The organism is Novosphingobium sp. 18050, from assembly GCF_902706195.1.
Classification (GTDB): domain Bacteria; phylum Pseudomonadota; class Alphaproteobacteria; order Sphingomonadales; family Sphingomonadaceae; genus Novosphingobium.
This window is the reverse complement of record NZ_CACSJO010000009.1, coordinates 30,157-54,228: the sequence shown is the minus strand read 5'-3', so window position 1 is coordinate 54,228 and position 24,072 is coordinate 30,157. Positions and strand designations below refer to the sequence as shown.

Annotated in this window: 24 protein-coding genes; 13 read left to right on the top strand and 11 right to left on the bottom strand. The window is 64.3% G+C overall.

The window, feature by feature from the left end; all coding sequences use genetic code 11:
- Positions 1-34: 34 nt before the first annotated feature.
- A complete protein-coding gene (locus tag GVL61_RS10925; RefSeq protein ID WP_159979857.1) occupies positions 35-880 on the bottom strand; it encodes a pyruvate, water dikinase regulatory protein in 846 nt (281 codons plus the stop codon).
- Positions 881-1,239: 359 nt separating this feature from the next.
- On the opposite strand from GVL61_RS10925, the gene hemE reads away from it, so the two are divergent.
- The 4 genes from hemE to rho all read left to right on the top strand — a co-directional run bounded on the left by hemE (position 1,240) and on the right by rho (position 4,604).
- A complete protein-coding gene (hemE, locus tag GVL61_RS10920; protein ID WP_159979855.1) occupies positions 1,240-2,289 on the top strand; it encodes a uroporphyrinogen decarboxylase in 1,050 nt (349 codons plus the stop codon).
- Positions 2,290-2,339: 50 nt separating this feature from the next.
- Positions 2,340-2,783: a CopD family protein gene (locus GVL61_RS10915; RefSeq protein ID WP_159979853.1), complete on the top strand. Its 444-nt coding sequence runs from the start codon at positions 2,340-2,342 to the stop codon at positions 2,781-2,783.
- 22 nt (positions 2,784-2,805) lie between these two features.
- Positions 2,806-3,138 carry a hypothetical protein gene (locus GVL61_RS10910; protein WP_159979851.1) on the top strand — a complete coding sequence of 111 codons (333 nt, stop codon included), beginning with the start codon at positions 2,806-2,808 and terminating at the stop codon, positions 3,136-3,138.
- Between the two features lie 209 nt (positions 3,139-3,347).
- On the top strand, positions 3,348-4,604 hold the full coding sequence (gene rho, locus GVL61_RS10905; protein ID WP_159979849.1) for a transcription termination factor Rho: 1,257 nt from the start codon (positions 3,348-3,350) through the stop codon (positions 4,602-4,604).
- 270 nt (positions 4,605-4,874) lie between these two features.
- Here the strand turns inward: rho and GVL61_RS10900 are convergent, their stop codons facing one another.
- Complete coding sequence (locus GVL61_RS10900) at positions 4,875-5,843, bottom strand: quinone oxidoreductase (protein ID WP_159979847.1); 969 nt, start codon at positions 5,841-5,843, stop codon at positions 4,875-4,877.
- 11 nt (positions 5,844-5,854) lie between these two features.
- The gene (locus GVL61_RS10895; protein WP_159979845.1) at positions 5,855-6,553 is read right to left on the bottom strand and encodes a dienelactone hydrolase family protein; all 699 of its coding nucleotides are present in this window, start codon (positions 6,551-6,553) and stop codon (positions 5,855-5,857) included.
- 103 nt (positions 6,554-6,656) lie between these two features.
- Here GVL61_RS10895 and GVL61_RS10890 point away from each other — a divergent pair, with 103 nt between their 5' ends.
- The 6 genes from GVL61_RS10890 (at position 6,657) to GVL61_RS10865 (ending at position 12,551) form a co-directional block, all read left to right on the top strand.
- The gene (locus GVL61_RS10890; RefSeq protein WP_159979843.1) at positions 6,657-6,926 is read left to right on the top strand and encodes a DUF6489 family protein; all 270 of its coding nucleotides are present in this window, start codon (positions 6,657-6,659) and stop codon (positions 6,924-6,926) included.
- A gap of 42 nt (positions 6,927-6,968) precedes the next feature.
- Positions 6,969-8,240, top strand: coding sequence for a tRNA uridine-5-carboxymethylaminomethyl(34) synthesis GTPase MnmE (gene mnmE, locus GVL61_RS10885; RefSeq protein WP_159979841.1), 1,272 nt, complete (start codon positions 6,969-6,971; stop codon positions 8,238-8,240).
- Positions 8,241-8,309: 69 nt separating this feature from the next.
- A complete protein-coding gene (gene mnmG / locus GVL61_RS10880) occupies positions 8,310-10,157 on the top strand; it encodes a tRNA uridine-5-carboxymethylaminomethyl(34) synthesis enzyme MnmG (RefSeq protein WP_159979839.1) in 1,848 nt (615 codons plus the stop codon).
- Complete coding sequence (gene rsmG / locus GVL61_RS10875) at positions 10,154-10,795, top strand: 16S rRNA (guanine(527)-N(7))-methyltransferase RsmG (protein ID WP_159979837.1); 642 nt, start codon at positions 10,154-10,156, stop codon at positions 10,793-10,795. The genes mnmG and rsmG overlap by 4 nt, the downstream gene beginning before the upstream one ends.
- Positions 10,792-11,568, top strand: coding sequence for a ParA family protein (locus GVL61_RS10870; protein WP_043974285.1), 777 nt, complete (start codon positions 10,792-10,794; stop codon positions 11,566-11,568). The genes rsmG and GVL61_RS10870 overlap by 4 nt, the downstream gene beginning before the upstream one ends.
- Positions 11,565-12,551 (top strand): ParB/RepB/Spo0J family partition protein, encoded by a 987-nt coding sequence (locus tag GVL61_RS10865; protein WP_159979835.1) that lies wholly within the window; start codon positions 11,565-11,567, stop codon positions 12,549-12,551. Before GVL61_RS10870 ends, GVL61_RS10865 begins: the two co-directional genes overlap by 4 nt.
- Positions 12,552-12,626: 75 nt before the next feature.
- Here GVL61_RS10865 and GVL61_RS10860 read toward each other — a convergent pair whose 3' ends face one another.
- Both GVL61_RS10860 and GVL61_RS10855 read right to left on the bottom strand, forming a co-directional pair.
- Positions 12,627-13,283, bottom strand: a complete 657-nt coding sequence (locus GVL61_RS10860) for a glycine zipper 2TM domain-containing protein (protein WP_159979833.1) — start codon at positions 13,281-13,283, stop codon at positions 12,627-12,629.
- 142 nt (positions 13,284-13,425) lie between these two features.
- The gene (locus tag GVL61_RS10855) at positions 13,426-13,908 is read right to left on the bottom strand and encodes a GAF domain-containing protein (RefSeq protein WP_159979831.1); all 483 of its coding nucleotides are present in this window, start codon (positions 13,906-13,908) and stop codon (positions 13,426-13,428) included.
- Positions 13,909-13,968: 60 nt separating this feature from the next.
- On the opposite strand from GVL61_RS10855, the gene GVL61_RS10850 reads away from it, so the two are divergent.
- A complete protein-coding gene (locus GVL61_RS10850; protein ID WP_159979829.1) occupies positions 13,969-15,447 on the top strand; it encodes a sorbosone dehydrogenase family protein in 1,479 nt (492 codons plus the stop codon).
- A 256-nt stretch (positions 15,448-15,703) separates the two neighbouring features.
- Here the strand turns inward: GVL61_RS10850 and GVL61_RS10845 are convergent, their stop codons facing one another.
- Complete coding sequence (locus GVL61_RS10845) at positions 15,704-16,540, bottom strand: DUF815 domain-containing protein (RefSeq protein WP_159979827.1); 837 nt, start codon at positions 16,538-16,540, stop codon at positions 15,704-15,706.
- A 49-nt stretch (positions 16,541-16,589) separates the two neighbouring features.
- Between GVL61_RS10845 and GVL61_RS10840 the strand changes: the two genes are divergently transcribed.
- Entirely contained in the window at positions 16,590-17,537 is a 948-nt protein-coding gene (locus GVL61_RS10840) for an L-threonylcarbamoyladenylate synthase (protein WP_159979825.1), read from the top strand.
- A gap of 51 nt (positions 17,538-17,588) precedes the next feature.
- Here GVL61_RS10840 and GVL61_RS10835 read toward each other — a convergent pair whose 3' ends face one another.
- The 5 genes from GVL61_RS10835 to GVL61_RS10815 all read right to left on the bottom strand — a co-directional run bounded on the left by GVL61_RS10835 (position 17,589) and on the right by GVL61_RS10815 (position 22,170).
- Positions 17,589-17,912, bottom strand: a complete 324-nt coding sequence (locus tag GVL61_RS10835) for a hypothetical protein (RefSeq protein ID WP_159979823.1) — start codon at positions 17,910-17,912, stop codon at positions 17,589-17,591.
- A gap of 146 nt (positions 17,913-18,058) precedes the next feature.
- Complete coding sequence (locus GVL61_RS10830) at positions 18,059-18,592, bottom strand: CarD family transcriptional regulator (protein WP_043974307.1); 534 nt, start codon at positions 18,590-18,592, stop codon at positions 18,059-18,061.
- Positions 18,593-18,941: 349 nt separating this feature from the next.
- Entirely contained in the window at positions 18,942-19,280 is a 339-nt protein-coding gene (fdxA, locus tag GVL61_RS10825) for a ferredoxin FdxA (protein WP_159979821.1), read from the bottom strand.
- An 18-nt stretch (positions 19,281-19,298) separates the two neighbouring features.
- Positions 19,299-19,592, bottom strand: coding sequence for an RNA-binding S4 domain-containing protein (locus GVL61_RS10820; RefSeq protein WP_159979820.1), 294 nt, complete (start codon positions 19,590-19,592; stop codon positions 19,299-19,301).
- A 19-nt stretch (positions 19,593-19,611) separates the two neighbouring features.
- Complete coding sequence (locus GVL61_RS10815; protein WP_159979819.1) at positions 19,612-22,170, bottom strand: helicase-related protein; 2,559 nt, start codon at positions 22,168-22,170, stop codon at positions 19,612-19,614.
- A 173-nt stretch (positions 22,171-22,343) separates the two neighbouring features.
- On the opposite strand from GVL61_RS10815, the gene GVL61_RS10810 reads away from it, so the two are divergent.
- Positions 22,344-24,041, top strand: coding sequence for a M23 family metallopeptidase (locus GVL61_RS10810; RefSeq protein ID WP_235037636.1), 1,698 nt, complete (start codon positions 22,344-22,346; stop codon positions 24,039-24,041).
- Positions 24,042-24,072: the final 31 nt, after the last annotated feature.

The following is a 24,072-nucleotide window of genomic DNA, read 5'->3' as shown; positions in this document are numbered from 1 at the left end:
GGGAATTTCCGTAAGTTCGTGTCAGATCGGCGGATCAGATCGGTTTCGGGCCGATTTGTCCGGTTTCGCCAGCGGCCTTGCGCTCGTTGTAGAGGTTTATGACCGCAGCGGCGGTCTCCTCGATCGAGCGGCGGGTGACATCGATCACCGGCCAGGAATTGTCGGCAAACATGCGCCGGGCATATTTGAGTTCGCTGTCCACCGCGTCGTTATCGACATAGTCGGTGTCGGGCGACTGGCTGAGCGAAAGCAGGCGGTTGCGCCTGATCTGGATCAGGCGGTCGGGCGCGGTAGTCAGGCCGACGACCAGCGGCCGGCGCAAACCGAACAGCGAGGTGGGCGGCGGGCTTTCCACCACAATCGGAATATTGGCGACCTTGTAGCCGCGATTTGCGAGATAGATCGAAGTCGGCGTCTTGCTGGTACGCGAAACGCCCGCCAGCACGATGTCGGCTTCCTCCCATTCCTCCCACAGGATGCCGTCGTCATGCGCGATGGTGAACTGGATGGCATCGACGCGCGCGAAGTAAGCATCGTCAAGCCGGTGCTGTCGGCCGGGTCGGCCCTTGGCCTCCTGGCCGAGCAGGGCTTCGAGCGCATCGGTCACTCCGTCGAGCACGGCGATAGCCGGCAGGCCCAGAGCCACGCAGCGTTCCTCCAGCCGGCCGCGCGTTTCCTCGTTCACCAGCGTGAAAAAGACGAGGCCCGGGTTCGCGGCAATCTCTCCCATGATCCGGTCAAGGTGCTGCTGCGAACGGACCATCGGCCAGAAATGACGCAAAACGTCGGAATCGTCGAACTGCGCAAGCGCAGCCTTGGCGATCATCTCCAGCGTTTCACCGGTGGAATCGGACAGGAGATGCAGGTGAAATCGCGCCATGGTCGGCTTTCGCTGGCCCCTTTTGCGGGCGCTGTGGAACAGCGCCGCGGCTTGTGGATATGTTCCGGCATAAACCACGGGAGCAATCCGGTGACAACTCGTTGCCACCGATTCCTGCCCGCTAACGGGATTCAACGAGTCAGGATGTGGACAGCCGGGCCGATTCCATCAACACCCTGTGGAGAAGGCGAACAAGCTTTCGTTGACTCAACTGAGTCCGAGAGTCGCAAGAAGCGCTAGGGCCTGTTCATCGGGGTACAAATCGGGCAATGCGCAGCCGTCCCCGATATCCACAGGACCAACTACTCCCATCAACCTTATATAAATTCTCTATATTTTTTTGATTGGACGAAAACGCGATGCCCGGCCTGCTTCTCGACACCCTGCGCGGAACCGTTTCCAGCGGTGATTCAAACGGCGATTCAACGCGCCGGCCAATCTGGCTGATGCGCCAGGCAGGCCGCTATCTCCCCGAATATCGTGAACTGCGCGCAGAAAAGGGCGGATTCCTCGCACTCGTCTACGATACCGACGCCGCGGCCGAGATTACCTTGCAGCCGATCCGTCGTTTCGGCTTCGACGGCGCGATTCTGTTCTCCGACATTCTGATCGTGCCTTACGCGATGGGGCAGGACCTTCAGTTCCTTGCCGGCGAGGGGCCAAGACTCAGCCCGAAGCTGGTCGACCACGCGCTCGAAAGCCTCGTCGCGGTCCCTGAGCGGCTGACTCCGATCTACGAGACCGTGCGTAAGGTTCGCGCGCAGCTCGCAGCCGACAAGACGATGCTGGGATTCGCCGGCTCACCCTGGACAGTCGCGACATATATGGTCGCAGGCGAAGGCAGCCGTGATCAGCATGACACCCGCGCAATGGCTTACCGCGATCCCGACGCATTCCAGGCCATCATCGATGCGGTGACGGAGGTTACGGTCGAATACCTCTGCGGGCAGATTCAGGCCGGCGCCGAAGCGGTCCAGCTTTTCGATTCATGGGCCGGCAGTCTTTCGCCCTCACAGTTCGAACGCTGGGTAATCGCGCCCAATGCAAAGATCACGGCCGCCGTGAAAGCGCGCCATCCCGAGACTCTGATCATCGGCTTCCCCAAGGGTGCCGGTGAAAAGTTGCCAGCCTATGCCCGTGAAACCGGCGTGGATGCAGTCGGCATCGACGAGACGATCGATCCCCTATGGGCCATGCGCGAGCTTCCAGAAGGGCTACCGGTGCAGGGCAATCTCGATCCGCTGCTCCTGCTTTCGGGCGGCGCGGAACTGGAGAGCGGAGCGCTGGCGTTACTTGAGGCGTTTGCGGATCGTCCCCACGTCTTCAACCTCGGGCACGGAATCGGCCAGTTCACGCCGATCGCCCACGTCGAGCAGCTTCTGTCCATCGTGCGCGGTTGGCGCGGCTGAGACAATTTTGCAGCTGACGGACCGGCCGCAGCCACGCTAGAAGAGGTAATATGGAGCAGATTTTGTCCACCACCTATCTGTGGCTGAAAGCCGGTCACGTCATCTTCGTGATTTTCTGGATGGCCGGGCTGTTCATGCTGCCGCGCTATTTCGTGTACCATCAGGAATCGGAACCCGGCTCGGCCGAGGAACTGCGCTGGATCGACCGCGAGGCGAAGCTGCGCAAGATCATCCTGACACCCTCGATGATCCTCGTCTGGGTTCTGGGCCTGCTCACCGCCAGCGCCATCGGAGCCTGGAGCGAGGGCTGGCTTCACGCCAAACTGCTATTCGTGATCGGTCTCTCGGGCTATCACGGCTGGCTCGTGGCCTATTCGAAGAAGCTGGCCAGGGGTGAGCGTCCGCTGACCGGCAAGAAGCTGCGCCTGCTCAACGAAATTCCGGGCCTTGCCGCGGCTGTGATCGTCATTCTGGTGGTAGTTAAGCCCTTCTAAGAACGCTTTCGGGAGTCTAGCCATGATCCTCCTCCTTGCCGCCGCCGTCGCTCTCACAGGGCTTCCCAGGGCAGACGAGGACGATCTGCGGTGCCTTGCCTATCTCTCGGTTGCGGCCGGCAAGGTTGACGGTGACCAGCGGCGCAAGGTCGATGCCGGCGCGCTCTACTACTTCGGCCGGATTGAATCCCGTTCTCCGCAGCTGGATATCGGCGCGGAGCTGGAAAAAATCCTCCGCGCGCCGGGCTATGGTCCGGAAACCTACCAGGCGGACAAGGCGCGCTGCCATCTGCAACTGGACCCTCTCGTCACCCGCTTCGATGGCTGGCGGGGGCGCTACGAAGGCGGCGAATAAGCTCCGGCGGGGCCGGCCCAATCCTCGTTTCTCCATCTGCCCCGCTTACGAACCATTCGACAGATTGATTCGTTGACCGCTGCGCGGGCAGCGATTATCTCGTCCCCGTTCCGGCACAGGGACGCGACACTCGTTCGCGTGCCCGGATCCGCTTTCCCCAAGCCCTTCGATCCGCCGGCCGACACTTCAAATCCATCCGGAATCAAGAAATGCATCTCAAAGAACTCAAGAAAAAATCATCGGCCGAGCTTGTCGGCATGGCAGAGGAACTGGGCGTCGAAGGCGCATCCACCCTGCGCCGCCAGGACCTCATGTTCGCCATCCTCAAGGAAGTGGCCGAGGACGGTGAGGAAATCATCGGACAGGGCACGATCGAAGTGCTGACGGACGGCTTCGGCTTCCTGCGCAGCCCCGAGGCGAACTATCTCGCCGGCCCGGACGATATCTACGTTTCGCCCAACCAGGTCCGTAAGTGGGGCCTGCGCACCGGCGATACCGTCGAAGGCGAAATCCGCGCACCCCGCGACGGCGAGCGCTATTTCGCCATCACCAAGCTCATCAGCGTCAACTTCGACGATCCTGACGTGGTGCGCCACCGCGTCAACTTCGACAACCTGACGCCGCTTTACCCTGATCAGCGCCTCAAGCTGGACTGCCTCGACCCCACGGTGAAGGACAAGTCGGCCCGTGTGATCGATCTCATCTCGCCGCAGGGCAAGGGCCAGCGCGCGCTGATCGTCGCTCCGCCGCGCACGGGTAAGACCGTCCTGCTGCAGAACATGGCCAAGGCCATCACCGACAACCACCCCGAGGTGTTCCTCCTCGTCCTGCTCGTCGACGAGCGTCCCGAGGAAGTCACCGACATGCAGCGCAGCGTGAAGGGCGAGGTCATCTCCTCCACCTTTGACGAACCCGCGCAGCGCCACGTACAGGTCGCCGAAATGGTGATCGAAAAGGCCAAGCGCCTCGTCGAACACAAGCGCGACGTGGTGATCCTGCTGGACTCGATCACGCGCCTTGGCCGCGCGTACAACACCGTTGTGCCGTCATCGGGCAAGGTGCTGACCGGCGGTGTCGACGCGAACGCCCTGCAGCGCCCCAAGCGCTTCTTCGGTGCTGCACGCAACATCGAGGAAGGCGGCTCGCTCTCGATCATCGCAACCGCGTTGATCGACACCGGCAGCCGCATGGACGAAGTCATCTTCGAAGAATTCAAGGGCACCGGTAACTCGGAAATCGTCCTCGATCGCAAGGTTTCGGACAAGCGCATCTTCCCGGCGTTGGACGTCGGCAAGTCCGGCACCCGCAAGGAAGAACTGCTCGTGCCCCGCGATCAGCTTTCGAAGATGTGGGTCCTTCGCCGCATCCTCATGCAGATGGGCACCGTCGATGCGATGGAGTTCCTGCTCGACAAGATGAAGGACTCGAAGAGCAACGAAGACTTCTTCGCCACCATGAACCAGTAAGGCTGGATCTGGCGGCATAGACGCAAAACGGAACGCCGGCAGAAATGTCGGCGTTTCTTTTTTTTGCGGTTAAGGGAAGACCTGGGGCCATTGCCCCAGACCCCGGGACTGTCCGCGCTGCGCGTGCTGGGCGTTGTGTTCTGATACGTCGTCCCCGCCGGAGGTTATATGTCTTCCGGCTCAAAGTCCGCGCGCTGCCGAACCTGCACGCGTAACCTCGCCATTAAAGGGGTCTGGGGCAATGGCCCCAGGTCTTCCCCTTCAATCTCCTCAGGGCAACAATACGGTAGACCCGGTCGTGCCCCGGCTTTCCAACGCCCGGTGCGCCTCGGCCGCATCTGACAAGGCAAACGTCTGCCCGATCTTCGGATCGAGCACTCCCGAGGCGATCCGGTCGAAGAGCTTCTTCGCATTCGTCGCCAGCATCTCCGGCGTGGCGATGTAGTCCGCCAGCGTGGGCCGGGTTGCGTAGAGCGAACCCCCGCGCATCAGGTCCAGCACCGTGATCGGCGGCACCGCACCGGAGGCATTGCCGTAGCTCACCATGAACCCACGCTTTGCCAGGCATGCCACTGAAGCATCCCATGACGCTGCACCAACGCCGTCATAGGCGACGTGGCACATGGCTCCGCCGGTGATTTCCCGCACCGCTGCGGGCAGGTCCTCGAACGAGCAGCACAGCGAATGTTTGCCGGGAACCTGTGCGGCCTTTTCCGGTGAGCCGGAGTGGGCGATCACCGTCACACCCTTGTCGAGCAGCCACGCCACCAGCAGCGAGCCGACGCCCCCTGCCGCTGAGTGGACGAGGGCAACCTCGCCTGCCTTCGCCGGGAAGGTGTCTTCGGCAAGGTAGCAGGCGGTCAGGCCCTTGAGCATCACGGCGGCGGCGATTTCGGGCGCGATGCCTTCGGGGATGCGCATGGCCTTGGCGGCGGGGATCACGCGGTGGGTGGCATAGGCGCCGCCGTTCTGCGTGGTGCCGACGCGCATCCCGATGGCGAGTGTGTCCACGCCTTCACCTAGAGCGACGATTCGCCCGACGCTTTCGGAGCCGAGGCTGATCGGCAACGCATCGGGATAGAGGCCCTTGCGATAGTACGTGTCGATGAAGTTGAGGCCGACGGCTTCGGTCTCGATCAGGACTTCGCCGGCGCCGGGTGAGGGCGCCGTGAAGTCTTCGCGTTCGATCACTTCGGGCCCGCCGTGGGCGCGCACGATCATCCGGTATCCGCTGGTCATCGTCTGATCCTTCAGCCGATGTTTTCGGCGAAGAACGCTTCGGTACGTCCGTCCGCCAGTGCGGCACCGGCTTCGTCGCGGCGGGCACCGATCTCGGCGGCGAAGCCGTGGTCGAGGCCGGCATAGTCATGGAGCGTGACGCGGGGATGGTCGTCGAGACCATCATGCATGGCCTGCTGGGCAGCGGCATCGACGAAGTGGTCGGCGGTGGGAATGTGCAGCATGAGCGGGCGTGAGATCGCGTGCTTCTCGCCCAGCATCTGGTCGATCATCACGCCGTAATAGCCGACCGAAGCGTCGATATCGGTACGCGCGGCAGCCATGTAGGCGATCTTGCCGCCCATGCAGAAACCGACGAAACCGACTTTCGCGACGGATTCCTCGCGGCGGATCCAATGGATCACTGCTTCGATATCGCGCATCCCCAGGTCGAAATCGTGGGCCATCATGTGACCCAGTGCCTGCTGCATTTCCGCTTCGATATAGGGACTGAGTTCGATGCCCGGCTTCTGGCGCCAGAAGCTGTCCGGGGCGACAGCGAGGTAACCCTTGGCGGCCCAGTCGTCTGCCTTCTTGCGAATGCCTGCATCGACGCCGAAGATTTCCTGCTGGACGATGATCGCGCCGCGCGGGGTGCCTTCGGGGCGGGCCACGTAGGCCGGGATCATGGCGTCGCCGTCGAGTGTGGTGATTTCGGTGTTGGTGGTCATCGGACTCTCCAGATTTCGCGTGCCGGGAGTTAGGCAGTTGCAATGGACTTTGCCAAGCGCATGTGTCAGCTATGCTGCGAAAATCCAGCGGGAGGAGGCCGGGATGAAGGTTAATGTCGAGGTCGAATGCTCCCCTGAGGAAGCTCGGCGTTTTCTCGGTCTACCCGATGTCACCCGGGCCAACGATGTCTACGTGGACGCCCTGACGAAGGCGATGCAGGGCGCCGGCAACTTCGACCAGCTCAACGAACTGACCAAACAGATCGCGCCGATGGGCCAGTTCGGCCTCAAAATGTTCCAGCAGCTGATGGAAAGCGGCATGGGCATGGCGATGAGCGGGTCCGGCAAGTCCGGCAAGAAGAGCGTCGACTGATCACAGCTGGGCCGCTTTGCATAGCGGCTCTATGACCTGTCCATGACCGATACGATTTTCGCACTCTCCAGCGGTTCGCCGCCTGCTGCCATTGCCGTTGTCCGGCTGAGCGGACCTCACGCGGGTGCGGCTCTGTCTGCGCTTGCCGGAAGCCTGCCCAAGCCACGCCGTGCAAGTTACCGGACCTTACGTGTTCCACGTGGAACAGTGCTCGACCGGGCGCTGGTGCTGTGGTTCCCCGGGCCCCGCACCGCGACGGGTGAGGATCTGGCAGAACTGCATTTGCACGGGGGCAGGGCAGTCGTCTCAGCGGTGGAGGCAGCTCTGTCCGATCTCCCGGGAATGCGCCGCGCACAACCGGGTGAGTTTACCCGCCGTGCTTTCGCCAATGGTCAGATCGACCTTTCCGAAGCGGAAGGGCTTGCCGATCTGCTCTCTGCCGAGACTGAGCTGCAGCGGCGCAGCGCGATCGCGATGGCAGGCGGTGTTTTCTCAGAGCAGGTGGAGGACTGGCGCGGCCGGGTCCTTACGTCATCGGCGGCTGTAGAGGCCGTGCTGGATTTCGGGGATGAGGACGATGTTTCCGATCTCCCGCCTGATTTCGCGCAGCGGATTGCCGCGCTGGCCGATGAGCTGTCCGGGTGGCTGTCGCGCCCTCGCGCCGAAGCGTTGCGCGAAGGCTACCGGGTGGTGCTGGCCGGTCCGCCCAATGCGGGCAAGAGCACCCTGTTCAATGCGTTGGTCGAGGACGAGGCGGCGATCACGGCTCCGCTTGCGGGGACCACGCGCGATGTCCTGACCCGCGCCGTCGCGATCGAGGGTGTGCCATTTCTCTTCGCTGACACCGCCGGGCTTCGTGATGAGACAACCGACGTGATCGAGGCCATCGGCATCGACCGCGCACGCGCTGCGTTGGGCCGGGCCGACCTTGTCCTCTGGCTCGGTACCGAGGGCGATGGCCCGGATGGTTGTTGGGAAATCGCCGCCCAGGTCGACCGTAGTTCTGGCAAGGCTAGTCCCCGTCATGCCGTTTCGGCGGTGACGGGTGAGGGGCTCGACGCATTGCGCCGCGATCTCGTCGAGACGGCGCGTCACGCGATGCCGCGTCCGGGCGATGCTGCGCTCAATGTGCGTCAGCATGGCCTGCTGGCTGAAGCGGAGGCTTCGTTACGGGTCGGATTGGCGGAGCGTGACCCTCTCTTGGTGGCCGAGTGCCTCCGGCGGGTTCGGGTATCGTTTGACGCTCTGGTCGGCCGCGCGACGACCGAGGACATGCTGGATACGCTGTTCGGACGCTTCTGCATCGGAAAATAAGCCGATGTTTCACGTGAAACATCGATACGCGCTTTGACGCGAATCCCGCACTGCGGTAAAGGCGCAAATATGCACTCCTTTGACGTGATCGTGATTGGCGGCGGCCATGCCGGCTGTGAAGCGGCAGCCGTGGCTGCCCGCATGGGCGCGCGCGTTGCGCTCGTCAGTTTCGATCTGGACGCTGTCGGGGCGATGAGCTGCAATCCGGCGATTGGCGGACTGGGCAAAGGCCACCTCGTGCGCGAGGTCGATGCGTTTGACGGCCTGATCGCCCGCGCTGCCGATGCTTCCGCGATCCACTACCGGATGCTCAATCGCTCGAAGGGTAGCGCGGTGCAGGGCCCGCGTGTCCAGGCTGATCGCAAGCTGTTCAAGGCAGCGATCCACCGAATGCTGCCCGAACAGGGCGACCTGACACTGATTGCCGGAGAGGCGGCGGGGCTGGTCCTCGATGGAGGGAGAGCGGTGGGAATCGACCTCGCCGATGGCACCCGGCTCGATGCGCGGGCAGTCGTCCTGTGTACGGGCACCTTCCTTGGTGGCACTCTGTTCCGAGGCGAGGAGCGTCTTGTCGGTGGCCGCATTGGTGAGGATTCGGCGCAGCGCCTTGCTGCCCAGATGCGCGAAGCGGCACTGCCGATGGCTCGACTGAAAACTGGCACGCCGCCGCGTCTCGATGGCCGCACCATCGATTGGGCGCGTCTTGGCGAGCAGCCCTCGGACGGTGAGAGCTGGACGATGTCGGCCATGGAGTCGGTCCGCACCGTGCCGCAGGTCTTCTGCGCGATCACCCGAACCAATGAGCGTAGCCACGAAGTCATCCGGGCGAACCTCCACCGTTCGCCATTGTTCTCTGGCGCGATCGGTGCGCAGGGCCCGCGCTACTGCCCTTCGATCGAAGACAAAATCCACCGCTTCGCCGACCGCGACGGGCACCAGGTCTTCCTCGAGCCGGAAGGCTTGAGCACGCACCTGGTGTATCCCAACGGCATCAGCACCTCGTTGCCGGCGGATGTGCAACTGGCGATGCTGCGCACCATGGAAGGGCTGGAGACGGTCGAGATGGCCGTGCCGGGTTATGCCGTCGAGTATGATCACATCGACCCGCGCGCGCTGCGCACCAGTCTGGAACTGCGCGACATTCCCGGTCTATATTGCGCGGGCCAGATCAACGGCACCACCGGATATGAGGAAGCCGCCGCGCAAGGTCTGGTGGCAGGTCTTCACGCTGCCGCTGCTGTGATGGGACGCGAGGCGCCGCCGCTCGACCGGGCGAACAGCTACATGGCGGTGATGATCGACGATCTGACGTTGCACGGTGTTAGCGAGCCGTACCGCATGCTCACGGCCCGCGCCGAATATCGCCTGCGCCTTCGCGCCAACAACGCCACGACGCGGCTGACCCCTCTGGCTATCGCGGCAGGTGCCGCCGGGCCGGCCCGGCGCGAATGGTTTGTCCGGCGCGAGGAATCGCAGGAGGCATTGTCGCAGGCTTTCGATGCGATCGTCCCTGCGACGGAGATGGCCGCGGCAGGCTTGCCGGTGCGCAGCGATGCCGGGCGACTGCCGCTGCGCGAATGGCTTCGCTTCGGCGGGGTCGACATGGCCGGGCTCTCACCCTGGATCGCGCCTTCGCTGCTGGAGGATGCCGCTCTTGTCGAGGAGATGGCCGAGGACGCGGCTTACGCGCCCTACCTGGAAAGGCAGGAGCGGGAACTGCGCGACTTGCGTGCGAGCGAGGCACTGCCCCTTGGCGATGAATTTCCCTATGACCGGACCCCCGGCCTCTCGCGCGAGATGGTCGAGCGGCTGACCCGGGCAAGGCCAACCACACTCGCGGCCGCTGGCCGCATTCCGGGCATTACCCCGGCTGCGCTTGCCGCGCTGCTGGTCCATGCCCGCAGGGAAGCTGCATGATCACCAATGAAGACGAAGCACGCGACTGGTTACGTAGGCTTCCCGAATGCGACGATGCTGCCATGGCGCGCCTGGCACTGCTCGTGGAGATGCTGGCTGAGGAGAACCAGCGGCAGAACCTGGTCTCTGCCGCCAGCCTCGATCTGGTATGGATTCGGCATATTGTCGACAGCGCACAACTGCTGCCGCATGTTCCACGTGAAACATCTCTGCCATGGATGGACCTTGGCACCGGCGCGGGATTTCCCGGCCTGGTCGTCGCGGCGCTGCGTCCCGAATGGGAAGTGATCATGGTCGAATCGCGAAATCGGCGAATCGAGTGGCTTGAGCATGCACGAATCGAGATGGGGCTGGAGCGCGCAAGGATTGTCGGCAGCCGTCTCGAATTGGTCGAATCGCAGCCGTGCAGTGTCATCTCTGCGCGCGCTTTTGCGCCTTTGGACAAATTGCTCGCGTTATCTTCGCGATTTTCCACAAGTGACACGATCTGGCTGTTGCCGAAAGGGCGGTCGGCAAAGCAAGAATTGGACGACCTTCGCAACTGGCGGCATGTGTTCCACGTGGAACAGTCCTTAACGGATCCGCAGGCAGGCATCATTGTCGGCAAACTTGCCGGCGGGAAGGGTAAGACCGCGTGATCCGCATTGCCATTGCCAACCAAAAGGGCGGCGTCGGAAAGACGACGACCGCGATCAATGTCGCGACTGCATTCGCTGCCACTGGTTGGAAGACGCTGCTGATCGACATCGACCCGCAGGGCAATGCATCCACCGGCATCGGCGTGTCTGCCTCCGAACGCGGAGCTTCCTGCTATGACGTGCTGGTGGACCGCGTACCGGTATCGCAGTGCGTGATGCCCACCAAGATTCCCGGCCTCGATCTGCTGCCGGCGACGGTGGATCTCTCCGGCGCCGAGATCGAGCTGGTCAACGCTGAGGACCGTGCCCACCGCCTTCAGCGCACGCTTGGGCCGGAGTTGGGCTATGACGTCTGCCTGATTGACTGCCCGCCGTCGCTGGGCCTGCTGACGCTCAATGCGCTCACCGCCGCCGATACTCTGCTGGTGCCGCTACAGTGTGAGTTCTTCGCGCTTGAAGGGCTCAGCCAGCTGCTCCAGACGGTGGAGCGGGTGCAGCAACGTTTCAACCCGGATCTTGGCATCATCGGCATCGCCCTGACCATGTTCGACCGCCGTAATCGCCTGACCGAACAGGTTTCGGAGGACGTGCGATCGGTCCTGGGCAAGCTGGTTTTCGAAACCACGATTCCGCGCAACGTGCGCCTGTCGGAAGCGCCCAGCCACGGCGTTCCGGCCCTTATCTACGATCACGCCTGCGCCGGCAGCCGCGCCTACATGGCGCTCGCCCGTGAGCTGATTACCAGACTGCCCGAAAAGAGGATTGCGGCATGAACGACGACCCCATCATCCGCTTCAGCCTGCCGACCAATGCTGCCGCGGCGAGCGCAGCAGCCGGTCCCGGCAAGCAGAAGCCGAAGGGCCTGGGCCGGGGCCTGGGAGCGCTGCTGGGCGAGACCCGGCGCGAGGAACCGGTGGCCGGTAACGTTGGCGGAGAGGGCAGGGCACCGCTGCGGGTCGGCGGGCTGGCAGTCCTTTCGATCGCTGACATCACGCCCGATCCGCAGCAGCCGCGTCGCATCTTCGACGAAGCTGCGCTGGAGGAACTGGCCGCCTCGATCGCACAGCGCGGGGTGATACAGCCCATTATCGTGCGCCCGCGTGATAATGGCCGCTACCAGCTCGTCGCTGGTGAGCGTCGTTGGCGCGCCGCGCAGAAGGCGCAGCTGCACGAGATTCCGGCGCTGGTGCGCGAACTGACCGACCGTGAGGTCATGGCGCTGGCCCTGATCGAAAACCTCCAGCGCGAGGACCTTAACCCGATCGAGGAAGCGCGCGCCTACAACCGGTTGTCCGAGCTGGAAGGTATGACCCAGGCCGAGATCGCCCGCATGGTCGACAAGAGCCGCAGCCACGTCGCCAACTTCCAGCGCCTGCTGGCGTTGCCCGAGGGAGTGATCTCCCTCGTTGAACGGAACCAGCTTTCGATGGGCCATGCCCGCGCGCTGATCGGCTGCGACGATGCCGAGGATATCGCTGAAGCCGCTGTGACCAAGCAGATGTCGGTTCGCGAAATCGAGAAGCTGGTGCGTAAAAAGCAGCGCGGCGATACGGCTCCGCGCCGCGCCCGGGCCGCTCGTAACGCGACGGCGGATGCCGATATCATGGCGGTGCAGAATCACCTTGAGGAATTCCTCGGCCTGCCCGTCAAGATCAGCGCAGATGCCGATCCGGCTTCAGGGACAGTGACGATCCGTTACTCGACGCTGGATCAGCTCGATCTGGTCTGTCAGCGGCTGACCGGCGGCGCGATCTGACGCTGCTTCGGCTGTAGAGGCAATGAATCAGGGGGTCGCTTCCTACGAGAAGCCGGCCCCCTAATTCGTTTCGACTTACTGCGTTTGAATGCGCTTGTCGGTGACGATTCTGACGCGCTTGTCCGCAATTGCCTTCGGGCGTTTCGGGATCACGCGGTAGGCGGGGCGAATGGGAACGTCTTCGTAGACATATTCAATGGTCTCGGTGCAGGGCTGTGCCTGTTCCGAATAGCCATAAGCCGGGTGATAGCCCTGCTGCGCATAGCCGCCGCCGTAACCGGGATGGCCTCCGGTCTGGGTGTAGCGGGCGTAGTAATCGTCGAGGTAGGATGCGCACTCATCGGCGTTGCGGCCGGTGTCTTCCGCCTTGTCGATCACCGTACCTGCAGCTGCACCGACGGCTGCGCCGGCGAGCGTGCCGACCGTGCGATTGCCGCGGCCGGCGATGCGGTTGCCGGCAAACCCGCCGACTACGCCGCCGATCAACGCACCGCCTAATCCAGAATCACGCGAGGAAAGACGCTGGCGGCAATCAACAAGCCAGGCATCGCGCGCGGCAGGCTCATATCCGCCATAATGGGGAATCTCTGCGCCTGCCTGATAAGCGCCGCTTTCGTCATAGACCTCGCCCGGATAAGGCCCGCCGGGATAGGTGGGTGCTTGCTGGGCCAGAGCCGGGGTGGCAGCGAGGGAGATTGCTGCAATGGCGGTAACACGCAGACGAAGACGCATCGGGATAACCCTTTCGCGGTGGCGGGGACCAGCAAGTCCCGTCAGTTAACGCGAAATTTAGCATCCTAAAGCGCACAAGACCAAGGATCTTGCACCGCCCGCCGGCGAGTGTCCCGAATCGGTGCAGGCCTGGGGGCGCCCCTCAGATCGCCAGTGCAGCGACCTGAGCGATAAGCTGCATGCCAGCGGCATCCTCGTCGTCGAAGCGGCCGGCGGTGGGGCTGTCGAGATCGATCACCGCAATAACCCGGCCATCGCGCAGGACGGGTACGACCAGCTCCGAGCGGCTGTCGGCGTCGCAGGCGATGTGGCCGGGAAAGGCATGGACGTCCGGCACCACCTGGGTCGATCCCAGCGCGGCGGCGGTTCCGCACACGCCCGCGCCGATGGGAATGCGGATGCAGGCCGGCTTGCCGATGAAGGGGCCAAGCACCAGCTCGCCGTCGATCACGCGGTAGAATCCGGCCCAATTGAGGTCGGGCACGAACTGCCAGATCGTCGCCGCCAGGTTCGCCATGTTGGCTACCGGGTCGGGCTCACCCTGCACCAGCGCATCGGCGGCGCGGGCAAGGCTGCTGTAGAGTTCGGGCTTGGGGAGGTCGGTCTGAGCAGCAAAGTCGTACATAGAGGTCTGTTAGCGCAACTCTCTGTTGTCGCATAGGCGGCGTGGCCTTATCCCGGTGCCATGCACTCGATCCTCAAGAAGACCGCCATCGCCTCCACCGTGATCGTCCTGGCCGCCGCCGGGCTGGTCTATTGGGGCCTGCACGCCAACAGTTCAGACCTGCCCAGCGATGCGACGGCCGGCAAGGATCCGCAGCTGGTCGCGCCGGCCAAGCAGTGGATTCCCAGCATTGCGCTGGCGAAGCCGGTCGGCTGGGCCGCTGGAGAAGCGCCCAGGGCCGCCAAGGGGCTGGCCGTCACGCGCTTTGCCGAACAGCTCGATCATCCGCGCACGATGCTCACGTTGCCCAACGGCGATGTGCTGGTGGCCGAAACCAATGCTCCCGCAGGCAACAAGCCTAGCGGCCTCGTCGGCACTATCATGGGTATGATGATGGGCCGCGTCGGCGCTGGCGAACCTTCGCCCGATCGCATCGTCCTGCTGCGCGACACCGACGGCGACGGCAAGGCCGAGACCCGCGAAACCTTCCGTACCGCTGACATGCATTCGCCTTCCGGCATGGCTTACCGGGACGGCAAGCTCTACATCGCCAACCACGACAAGGTGCTCGAATTCGCCTTCACGCCGGGCCAGACCAAGCTTGAAGGCAAGCCGCTGCGCACGATGATGGACCTGCCGCCCGCCGGTAACCACTGGATGCGCAACCTGCTCATGAGCGAAGACGGCAAGCACCTTTATGTCGCGGTGGGATCTGCAACCAATATCGCCGATGACGGCATGGAGGCCGAAGCCGGCCGCGCCATGATCTGGGAAATCGACGTTGAGACCGCCCGCCGCCGCCAGTTCGCCGCAGGCATGCGGAACCCCAACGGTCTTGGTTGGAACCCCTCTACCGGAGAGCTGTGGGCGACCGTGCAGGAGCGCGATATGCTCGGCCCTGACCTCGTGCCCGATTACCTTACTAACGTGCCTGTAGGGGCCCAGTACGGCTGGCCCTGGGTCTATTGGAAGACGACCTTCGACGAACGCGTCGAATGGCCGATGCAGACATACATGCTCGAATATACCCGCAAGCCCGAATACGCGATGGGCGCCCACGTTTCCGCGCTCGGCCTGACCTTCGCGAATGGCGGTAACCGCATGGGCAAGGGCTACGAGAACGGCGTCTTCATCGCCCGCCACGGCTCTTGGAACCGCCGCCCGGCAGCGGGCTACGACGTGGTCTTCGTGCCCTTCGATGCGAACGGCAATCCGAAGGACGTAAAGCCGCAGCCAGTGCTGACAGGCTTCCTCAAGGACAACGGTGATACGCACGGCCGCCCGACCTGGGTAGCCTGGGACAAGGGCGGCGCGCTGCTGGTGAGCGACGATACGGCGGGCATCATCTGGCGCGTGAGCGCTCCGGGTGCGCAGCCGTCGGCCGCGATCAAGCCGGTGGTTACCGAACACATGAAGCCGCTTGAGGAGATCAAGGATCCCACTGCGGCACCGGAGATGACCGGGGGGTTCCGCAAGGAAGCGGACAAGTTGCTGCCGTGAAGGGGTGAAGGGGAAGACCTTGGGGCCATTGCCCCAAACCCCTTAAATGTCGTCGTTGTGCGTGCATTTTCGTTTTGCACGCACTTCGGGGGCAGACCTTTTTGCGGCGCAGACTGTGCTACTTCCAGAGTCGCGGTGGACGCTCCGCGGGGATTGAAGGCGACTTCGCCGCAAGGCACATCGCAATGAGCGCGCACCGAATCTGCGCGCGCACTGGCGACAGTATCGGGGCGCTCGCTCCCTTGCTTCTACCCGCTCAAATCGTCTTCCCGGCCCGGCCGGCCAGTTCATTCACATATTGCCACGCCACACGCCCAGACCGCGCGCCGCGGCGGCGTGACCATTCCAGCGCGTCGCTCTGTTCCCACTCCAGCCCGAACTCGCCGGCATAGCCGCCGATGATCGCAAGGTAGGCGTCCTGGTCGCAATTGTGGAAGCCAACAGAAAGCCCGAAACGGTCGGCCAGGGCGAGGCGTTCGTCGACGATATCGCGCGGGTTTATGGGGTCGTCCTGTTCGGCCATCGAGCGGCCCACGATCGCGCGGCGGTTGGAAGTTACGGCAAGGCGCACGTTCGCCGGGCGAGCTTCGACGCCGCCTTCGAGCCAGGATCGCAGCACGCGCGGGCCCGAGCCATCGCCTTCCTCGAACCCAAGATCGTCGATGAAGACGAGGAAGCTGCGGTCCACCTTGCCCAAGGCGGCGAAGAGGGCCGAGACGCCGGAAAGAGCTTCCTGCGCCACCTGGACGAGTGCGATGCGTCCGGGATGAGCAGTGTCTGCGGCGCAGATGGCGGCGCGCAGAAGGGCCGACTTGCCCATGCCGCGAGAGCCCCAGAGCAGCATGTCGTGCGCGGCGTAGCCTGCGGCGAGGCGCTCCACGTTGGTGACCACCCGGTCCTTCTGGTTCTCGATTCCGCGCAGCAGGATGAGGGCGGGGGCGTCGAGGCGCTCGACGCCGCGTGCGGTGCTTCCGGTCCATACGTAGGCGGGGTAGGCGAGCCAGTCGGTCTGCGCTGCGCTCTCCGGGGCGAGGCGTTCGAGCGCTTCGGCGATCCGGGTCAGCAGGGCGGCTTCGGGTGTTGCGGTGGTCATCTGCGCGCTTTTCCTTGGCATTCGTCGCGCGCGGCTATAGCGGCGGGGCATGGACCACGCCAGTCGACCCGTAATGCTCGATACGTCTCCGGAAGGTATTTCGGCGGCGGCAGACATCCTGCGTGACGGCAGGCTGGTCGCGGTGCCTTCCGAGACCGTCTACGGGCTGATGGCGCGGGCGGACCGGGATGCCTCGGTTGCGGCGATCTACCGTGCCAAGGGGCGGCCGAGCTTCAATCCGCTGATTGTTCATGTTCCCGATCTTGCTGCCGCGCAGAGGCTGGCGCGCTTCGATGCGCGTGCCTTGCGGTTGGCTGCGGCATTCTGGCCGGGCGCGCTGACGATGGTTCTGCCCCTGCGTGAGGGTGCAGCGATTGCTCCGGCGGTGACGGCTGGCTTGCCGACATTGGCGCTGCGCTGCCCGGCACATCCGGTCATGCGGGCGGTGATCAAAGCGGCGGGGCTGGCTCTTGCCGGCCCTTCCGCCAACCGCAGCGGCGGGGTCAGTCCGACCGATGCTGCTCATGTCGTGGCCTCACTGGGCGCGAACGTGGACGCGGTGGTCGATGGCGGGGCCTGCGAAGCGGGGCTGGAGTCGACTATCGTGGCGCTGCGTGAGGATGGCCGGTGGCAGGTCCTGCGACCGGGTCCGATCACCGAAGCGCGGATCGAAGCCATCCTGGGAGTGCCGAGCGAGCCGGTGACCTCGCATGAAATCGAGGCACCGGGTCAACTCGCCAGCCATTATGCGCCGGGAAAGCCGGTGCGGCTCGGGGCCGTTTCAGCAGAGACGGACGAGTTCCATATCGGGTTCGGCGTTGTGGCGGGGCATGCCACGTTGTCGGCCAGCGGTGATCTGATCGAGGCGGCGGCGCGACTATATTCCCTGCTGCACGAGGGGGCCGCAGCGCCGCAGCCCCGCATCGCGATCGCGCCGATCCCGGACAGTGATATCGGCGCTGCCATCAACGACCGTCTGCGCCGTGCGGCAGCGTAAGTTCTGAGACCTGCACGTAACATCTGCTAATGATGGCATATCTGGCGGATATCAGCGCTGCTGGTAGGAGCCCGGGCTAAGCGCCTGGATATCCGAATAATCGTCGCGGGCCTTTTCGCAGGAGGATTCCGTACCTGCCCGGCATTCGCGAAGATGCTTCTGGTATTGACGGTCCAGCTTGCCGCGTTCCTCCTCCTGCTTACGCAACTGGCGGCCGCGCTTTTCGTCGGATTCGGATTGGCTGGTGGTGGTCCAGTCGACGGCCTTGCCAGCGACGCGGACGGGCGCGGTCACCACGCTTGCAACGGTGCGGACGCAGCCGGAAAGCAGTGGAACGGCGGCGATTGCCAGGATGAGGGCAGGGCGGGTGATCATGGCCGCAAGTTCACACGAGGTGCGTGGCGGCGCAATCAATGATCGAGTGAGCGGGGCACGGCTCACCGCAAAAATTTATTGTCTTGAAACGTGAAAGGCCGCCTCCTTGCGGAAGCGGCCTCAAATTGTTTCACGTGAAACGCGGGTCAGGCGGTTTCAGGTGTGTCGTAGTACTTGGGTGCGTGCTCGTTGAGGATCGAGAGGATCTTCTTGAGTGCTGCCGGCTCGTCCGTCTTTTCCATCGCCGCGAGTTCGCGGGCGAGGCGCGACGAAGCGGCCTCGAAAATCTGGCGCTCCGAATAGCTCTGCTCGGGCTGATCGTCGGCGCGGAACAGGTCGCGGGTCACCTCGGCGATCGACACGAGGTCGCCGGAGTTGATCTTGGCTTCGTATTCCTGGGCACGGCGCGACCACATGGTGCGCTTTACCTTGGGCTTACCCGTAAGCGTAGCGAGTGCTTCGCGCAGAGTCTTGTCCGACGACAGCTTGCGCATGCCGATCGATTCGACTTTGTTGACAGGAACACGGAGCGTCATACGCTCTTTTTCGAACCTTAAAACGTAAAGCTCGAGCTGCATCCCGGCAATTTCCTGCTTCTGCAGCTCGATGACACGACCCACGCCGTGCTTAGGGTAAACGACGTAATCTCCAACATCGAAGGCATCGGCCCTGGTTGCCATGTATCGTCCTTTCACCTGCAGGGTTCCCGATTGTTCCGAACTGGGAGAAAAACCGGAAGGATGCGACTCCGGAGGCGCGTGAACGCCTCTACCGCCCGGTCAGATTACTCTCCCAACCGTCTGCTTTCGAACCCTGCCTCGCAATAAAGAATGCCTGCCGAACGAGCAGAGGGCTCGGGCAGTTGCACGATTATATAGCACCGATTTGGTAAAATTGCCAGAGGCGCGAAAACGATTTCGTTTTCCGCCCCGGCGCCAGCCCGTTCATGGCCAGAATGGCGCGTTTTCCACGGAAAACCGCGCTATTTCAACGTGACCGGGTCAGTACCCGGCCACGGTATCGCAAAACTCAGTCGCCCTCGCCGGGCTCGGGCGAGAAGAACTTTTCGAACTTTCCTTCGACGTCCTTCATCTCGTCCGCGTCGTCGGGCGCGTCCTTTTTAGAAGTGAGGTTGGGCCATTCCGCCGAATACTTGGCGTTCAGTTCCATCCACTGCTCAAGGCCGCTCTCGGTGTCGGGCAGGATTGCTTCCGCCGGGCACTCGGGCTCGCATACACCGCAGTCGATGCACTCGCTGGGATTGATGACGAGCATGTTCTCGCCCTCGTAGAAGCAATCCACGGGACAGACTTCCACGCAGTCCATGTACTTGCACCTGATGCAGGCGTCGGTGACGACATACGTCATGAGTGCGCAATCCTTCCTTCAGGCATCATTCGATTGGCGCGCTGCTATGAGATCAGCGGGCCTTCCGTCAAGCACTCTATAGCAGGCCAGCGCTTCGCTTGAAGGCCCGCGGCGGACTGGCAGGGAAAGGACTTCTATCACCAGGACACCTGTAGCTATCGGCAGCGTCAATATGTCGCCTGTGCCGATCTTCTGATGAGCCCGGTCGATCCGGCGGCCATTGAGGCGGATATGGCCATCTTCCGCCATTGCCTGGGCCAGCGGACGGGTCTTCACGAGCCGCAGGAACCACAGGAGCTTGTCCACTCTCATGGGGCCAGTTCCGAAGGCATTACCGCACCATGTCCGCCAACGCAGCGAAAACACTGTCGCGGCGCGGCGCGGCGGGGCGTTCCGGTTCGATCTGGCGGCGTGGCGGGCGCCAGCGCCAGCGAACCGGGGCAGGGGGTCCATGCGCCTCTGCAGCGAGAGCGCGGGGCATGACGGGCTGGAAGCCGGCAAGGCGCAGAAGCCGGGCATAGCTGGCTGTGGTCAGCCCCATGGATACCGCCCGAGCCGGATCGAGCAGGAAGCCGGTAGCGGTGCGATCGGCTTTGCCGCGCAGGTCGTGCGCTTCGCGCAGCAGCTTTTCAGCCATGTCCATGCGCAGGAGCTGTTTGCCGAGGCTGCGATAGCCCGGCGGAATGCGGTGGTTTTCGGCCGGGAAGGTGGGGCTCATATGTGGTTCAGGCGATGGACCGATGGGCTTTCCGGCGATCCGCGCCATTTCCCGCCATAGTGCGATCGCCTGCGGGCGCAGCATGGCAGGTACGAAAAGGTCGAGCGCCCCGACCTTCACGCCGAGGCGCGCCAGCATGGTGCGGCGGCCCTTGTCGAGCCGGTCCACCCCGGTTTCATCGCGCGCGGCCATGCCGCCGCGCTCGACCAGCGTGATGAGCAGGGCACGAAGGTCCGGCCCGGCATCCGCCGCCCGGCTCGCCTCGTCCAGCCTGGTGAGCGGGGCAAGCGGCCCCAGCGCGGTTGCCAGCCAACCTTCCAGCGCCGCGATGAGCGCCTTGCGCGAAGGAGCAGGCACGGCATCGAGTGTACGGTCGGGGACGACCAGCGGTGTCAGCAGAGAGCGACCCGGCGCCAGACTCGCCAGCTTCTGGTTGTCCCAGACAAGCGTGCCATCCTCCAGCGTGATGGCAGTTGCCCCGTCTTCGCCCGCAATAGTCTCCACCAGCGCATCGGCGCGCTTCTGAAGCAGGCGCGAGAGGTGCTTTTCCGCCGCGGCCAGCAGCAGCTTGCGATCAGACAGGCGCGCGCCCGGATCGACATGGAAGGCGAAGCCGCGCAGGTAGCCGATGTGCTCGCCCTCTACCAGAACTTCCTCGTCTTCGAGACGTACCGAGAGCAGGCCGGCGTCCGGTCCCAGTTTTTTCATGAGCACGGCGGTCCGGCGGTTGATGAAACGCTCGGTCAGCTTGCCGTGCAGGGCATCGGACAGGCGCGCCTCCACGGCGCGGGCACGGGCGGCCATTTCGTCACGGGCGAGGACCCAGTCGGGGCGCTGGGCGATATAGGCCCAGGAGCGGATCGCGGCGATGCGGCCTTGCAGGGTGTCGATATCGCCACCGGTGCGGTCCAGCTGGGCGATCTGCCCGGCGACGAAATCGGCGCCGAGTTCGCCGCTACGCAGGTCCTGCCAAAGCCGGGCGACGAAGCGCGAATGAGTCTCGATCCCCTGCTGGCGAAAATCTGGCAGGCGGCACACTTCCCAGAAGCGGCGGACCTGCCCGAAGCCGCGCACGGTATCCGCGACGTCGCCTTCGTCGGCCAGGCGCTTGAGCACGGCAAGGTCGATTGCCTCGGGCGCGGGTGCCAGTTCGGGGCGGTCGGGCCGGATTTCGAGATCGGCGATGAGGGTGCCGAGACTGTCGAAACGCGGTTCCGGTTCGCGCCAGAACAGCTTGGTCAGCGGCGCGAAGCGGTGTTCCTCGATGGCGTAGACTTCGTCAGGTTCAAACTCGGAATCGTGGCCCCCCGATCCGGTCAAGGTGCCAAAAGTGCCATCCTTCTGGTGCCGCCCGGCGCGTCCGGCGATCTGGGCCATTTCCGAGGTGGTCAGGCGGCGGTGGCGCCGCCCGTCGTACTTGGAGAGCCCGGCGAACGCGACATGCTCTACATCGAGGTTGAGGCCCATGCCGATCGCATCGGTGGCGACAAGGTAGTCTACCTCGCCCGACTGGTAGAGCGCGACCTGCGCGTTGCGGGTCTGGGGCGAAAGCGCGCCCATCACCACCGCCGCTCCGCCCCGGAAGCGGCGCAGCATCTCGGCAATGGCGTAGACCTGCTCCGACGAGAAGGCGACGATGGCGCTGCGCGGCGGCACCCGGCTCAGTTTTTTCGCGCCCGCATGGCTGAGGGTGGAAAAGCGTGGGCGGGTGACGACCTCCACACCGGGCACGAGTGCGCGTACCAGCGGCTCGATAGTGGAGGAGCCGAGGATCATCGTCTCCTCGCGGCCGCGGGCGTGGAGCAGGCGATCGGTGAAGACGTGGCCGCGTTCACGGTCGGCGGCGAGCTGGGCCTCGTCGATGGCGACGAAGGCCATCGAGCGTTCCGTCACCGGCATCGCCTCAGCCGTGCAGATCAGGTAGCGCGCGTGTTTCGGCTCTATACGCTCCTCGCCGGTGATCAGAGCGACGCTGTTCTCGCCCTTGATCTTGACCACGCGGTCGTAGACCTCGCGTGCCAGCAGGCGCAGCGGAAAGCCGATCATGCCGCTGGAATGGGCACACATGCGTTCGATGGCGAGGTGGGTCTTGCCGGTGTTCGTCGGCCCGAGCACCGCCTTTACCCCGCTAGGGGCATCGTTTCGGGCCGAGGCATTCCGATCATTAGCCATTGGATCGAATGTGGCACTGCGGCTCGCCGCTCGCAAGAGTCAGCTCGCCGAAATCACCCCCCAAATCCACAATCTTAGGCAGGTCTTAACCTTGTATGGGCAAGGGATTTGGTAAGAGACCCTCAGGTGGGTTGCCGGGGTTCTCCCCCGTGATGGCATAGGGACCGGGCATTTTGTTCAGGCCGCTGAAGCACGAGCGCAAGCAAGAGAGCAGCGATCGTGCCGAGATTTGCGATGGTGACGAGGCTGCGCAGGTCGCCTCGTTTGCGGGCGTGCAGACGCTTGCGGCGAAGCCGCGCGAGGCCTCTGTCGTCCTTGCCTTCCCTGCGCCTTTCGCCCGCGTGCAGCCTGCCGTGCCGGAACAGGACCAGCAGCAGCCGCTGCCTCTCGGGCGGTTTGCGCAGTGCCGCGAGGCGGTGGAAGCATGGTGCGCGCGTGCAGACCTCGCCCCCGATCTGGCCAACGACATCGGCAGCCGTACATGGCTGCGCGGCCTTGCAACGATGCTGGGCCTCAGCGCGGCCGCGATTGCCTTGAGCCCTGATTTTTCCGCCGTGGAGGCGGCCACCGCGATGCCTCTTCATGTGCGTGAGCGCGATGAATTCCGCAGCCAGTCGATCGCGCCGCTGGCGCTGGGCGCCGACAGCGGCCGTCACATGGGAGCGACGCCGCTGGTGCGCCCGCTTGCCAGCGTTCCCGAGCGTCCGGCGATCCAGCTCGTCTCCACGCTGGGGCAGGGCGACAGTCTCGGCCGGATGCTGGAACGTGCCGGACTGGGCGGCAGCGACATTGCACGCGTCTCGCAGCTCGTCGGGCAGGCGGTGCCGGTGGGTGATATCGCCTCGGGCACGCAGTTCGACATAACACTGGGCAAACGTCCGGCGGCGGGAGCGGCGCGCGTCCTCGATTCGCTCGATTTCCGCGCCCGTTTCGATCTCGACCTGTCGATCGAGCGCAGTGGAGGCGGGTTGGCGCTGGTGCGCCGCCCGATCCGCGTCGACGAGACGCCGCTGCGCATTCGCGGCACGGTCGGCTCCAGCCTCTATCGCTCGGCGCGTAATGCCGGTGCGCCGGTCACCGCGATCCAGTCCTATCTGCGTGCGGTGGACAAGTACCTGAGCCTCGAAAGCGATCTGAACGCGCAGGACCAGTTCGATTTCGTCGTAGCCTACAAGCGCTCGGCCAAAGGGGAGCGGCAGGCGGGCGACTTGCTCTACGCCGGGGTCGAACGCGCTGGAAAACCGCGCCTGCAACTGCTGCGCTGGGGCAAGGACGGCGAGATGTTCTCCGCCGGTGCGGTCGGCCAGGCGCGCAGCGTCCAGATCGGACAGCCGGTGGCAGGCGGGCGCATTACATCGCCCTACGGCGCCCGCAAGCACCCGATCCTGGGCTATGTGCGAATGCATGCAGGCATCGACTTCGGCGCGCCCTATGGCTCGCCGATCTACGCCGTCGCAGATGGCACGGTAACGTTCGCCGGGCGCCACGGCGGCCATGGCAACTACGTCCGACTTCAGCATGGCGGCGGGCTGGACACCGGGTATGGTCACATGAGCCGCATCGCCGTGGCCAATGGCAGCCGCGTTCGGGCGGGGCAGGTGATCGGCTATGTCGGCTCGACCGGGCTTTCCACCGGGCCGCACCTGCATTTCGAGGCCTATCGCGGCGGGCGCACTATCAACCCCTCCGGCATCGCCATCGTCTCGCGCCCGCAGATCGACGGCAAGGAGCGCGATGCGTTCATGGCGCGGCTGCGAGCCGTGCTGGGCGTGGAACCCGGCGCTGCACTTGGTTCCGTGGCTTCTGCGCAGAGCGAGGCTGCCGAAGCCCAGCGTGAGATCGACAAGCTTGCGCCCGGCGGCGGCAGCTAGTCGGCCTTCTCAAGCCCGGAGCGATTGAACG

Excerpts from the sequence above, each read along its gene's own strand:
- mnmG (WP_159979839.1), top strand. The coding sequence starts at position 8,310 with ATGCACTCCTTTGACGTGATCGTGATTGGCGGCGGCCATGCCGGCTGT.
- fdxA (WP_159979821.1), bottom strand. The coding sequence starts at position 19,280 with ATGACGTATGTCGTCACCGACGCCTGCATCAGGTGCAAGTACATGGAC.
- GVL61_RS10830 (WP_043974307.1), bottom strand. The coding sequence starts at position 18,592 with ATGGCAACCAGGGCCGATGCCTTCGATGTTGGAGATTACGTCGTTTAC.
- GVL61_RS10815 (WP_159979819.1), bottom strand. The coding sequence starts at position 22,170 with ATGGCTAATGATCGGAATGCCTCGGCCCGAAACGATGCCCCTAGCGGG.
- GVL61_RS10895 (WP_159979845.1), bottom strand. The coding sequence starts at position 6,553 with ATGACCACCAACACCGAAATCACCACACTCGACGGCGACGCCATGATC.
- GVL61_RS10850 (WP_159979829.1), top strand. The coding sequence starts at position 13,969 with ATGCACTCGATCCTCAAGAAGACCGCCATCGCCTCCACCGTGATCGTC.
- GVL61_RS10845 (WP_159979827.1), bottom strand. The coding sequence starts at position 16,540 with ATGACCACCGCAACACCCGAAGCCGCCCTGCTGACCCGGATCGCCGAA.
- mnmE (WP_159979841.1), top strand. The coding sequence starts at position 6,969 with ATGACCGATACGATTTTCGCACTCTCCAGCGGTTCGCCGCCTGCTGCC.
- GVL61_RS10900 (WP_159979847.1), bottom strand. The coding sequence starts at position 5,843 with ATGACCAGCGGATACCGGATGATCGTGCGCGCCCACGGCGGGCCCGAA.
- GVL61_RS10820 (WP_159979820.1), bottom strand. The coding sequence starts at position 19,592 with ATGAGAGTGGACAAGCTCCTGTGGTTCCTGCGGCTCGTGAAGACCCGT.
- GVL61_RS10915 (WP_159979853.1), top strand. The coding sequence starts at position 2,340 with ATGGAGCAGATTTTGTCCACCACCTATCTGTGGCTGAAAGCCGGTCAC.
- GVL61_RS10890 (WP_159979843.1), top strand. The coding sequence starts at position 6,657 with ATGAAGGTTAATGTCGAGGTCGAATGCTCCCCTGAGGAAGCTCGGCGT.
- GVL61_RS10840 (WP_159979825.1), top strand. The coding sequence starts at position 16,590 with ATGGACCACGCCAGTCGACCCGTAATGCTCGATACGTCTCCGGAAGGT.
- rsmG (WP_159979837.1), top strand. The coding sequence starts at position 10,154 with ATGATCACCAATGAAGACGAAGCACGCGACTGGTTACGTAGGCTTCCC.
- GVL61_RS10835 (WP_159979823.1), bottom strand. The coding sequence starts at position 17,912 with ATGATCACCCGCCCTGCCCTCATCCTGGCAATCGCCGCCGTTCCACTG.
- GVL61_RS10910 (WP_159979851.1), top strand. The coding sequence starts at position 2,806 with ATGATCCTCCTCCTTGCCGCCGCCGTCGCTCTCACAGGGCTTCCCAGG.
- GVL61_RS10860 (WP_159979833.1), bottom strand. The coding sequence starts at position 13,283 with ATGCGTCTTCGTCTGCGTGTTACCGCCATTGCAGCAATCTCCCTCGCT.
- GVL61_RS10855 (WP_159979831.1), bottom strand. The coding sequence starts at position 13,908 with ATGTACGACTTTGCTGCTCAGACCGACCTCCCCAAGCCCGAACTCTAC.
- GVL61_RS10865 (WP_159979835.1), top strand. The coding sequence starts at position 11,565 with ATGAACGACGACCCCATCATCCGCTTCAGCCTGCCGACCAATGCTGCC.
- GVL61_RS10925 (WP_159979857.1), bottom strand. The coding sequence starts at position 880 with ATGGCGCGATTTCACCTGCATCTCCTGTCCGATTCCACCGGTGAAACG.
- hemE (WP_159979855.1), top strand. The coding sequence starts at position 1,240 with ATGCCCGGCCTGCTTCTCGACACCCTGCGCGGAACCGTTTCCAGCGGT.
- rho (WP_159979849.1), top strand. The coding sequence starts at position 3,348 with ATGCATCTCAAAGAACTCAAGAAAAAATCATCGGCCGAGCTTGTCGGC.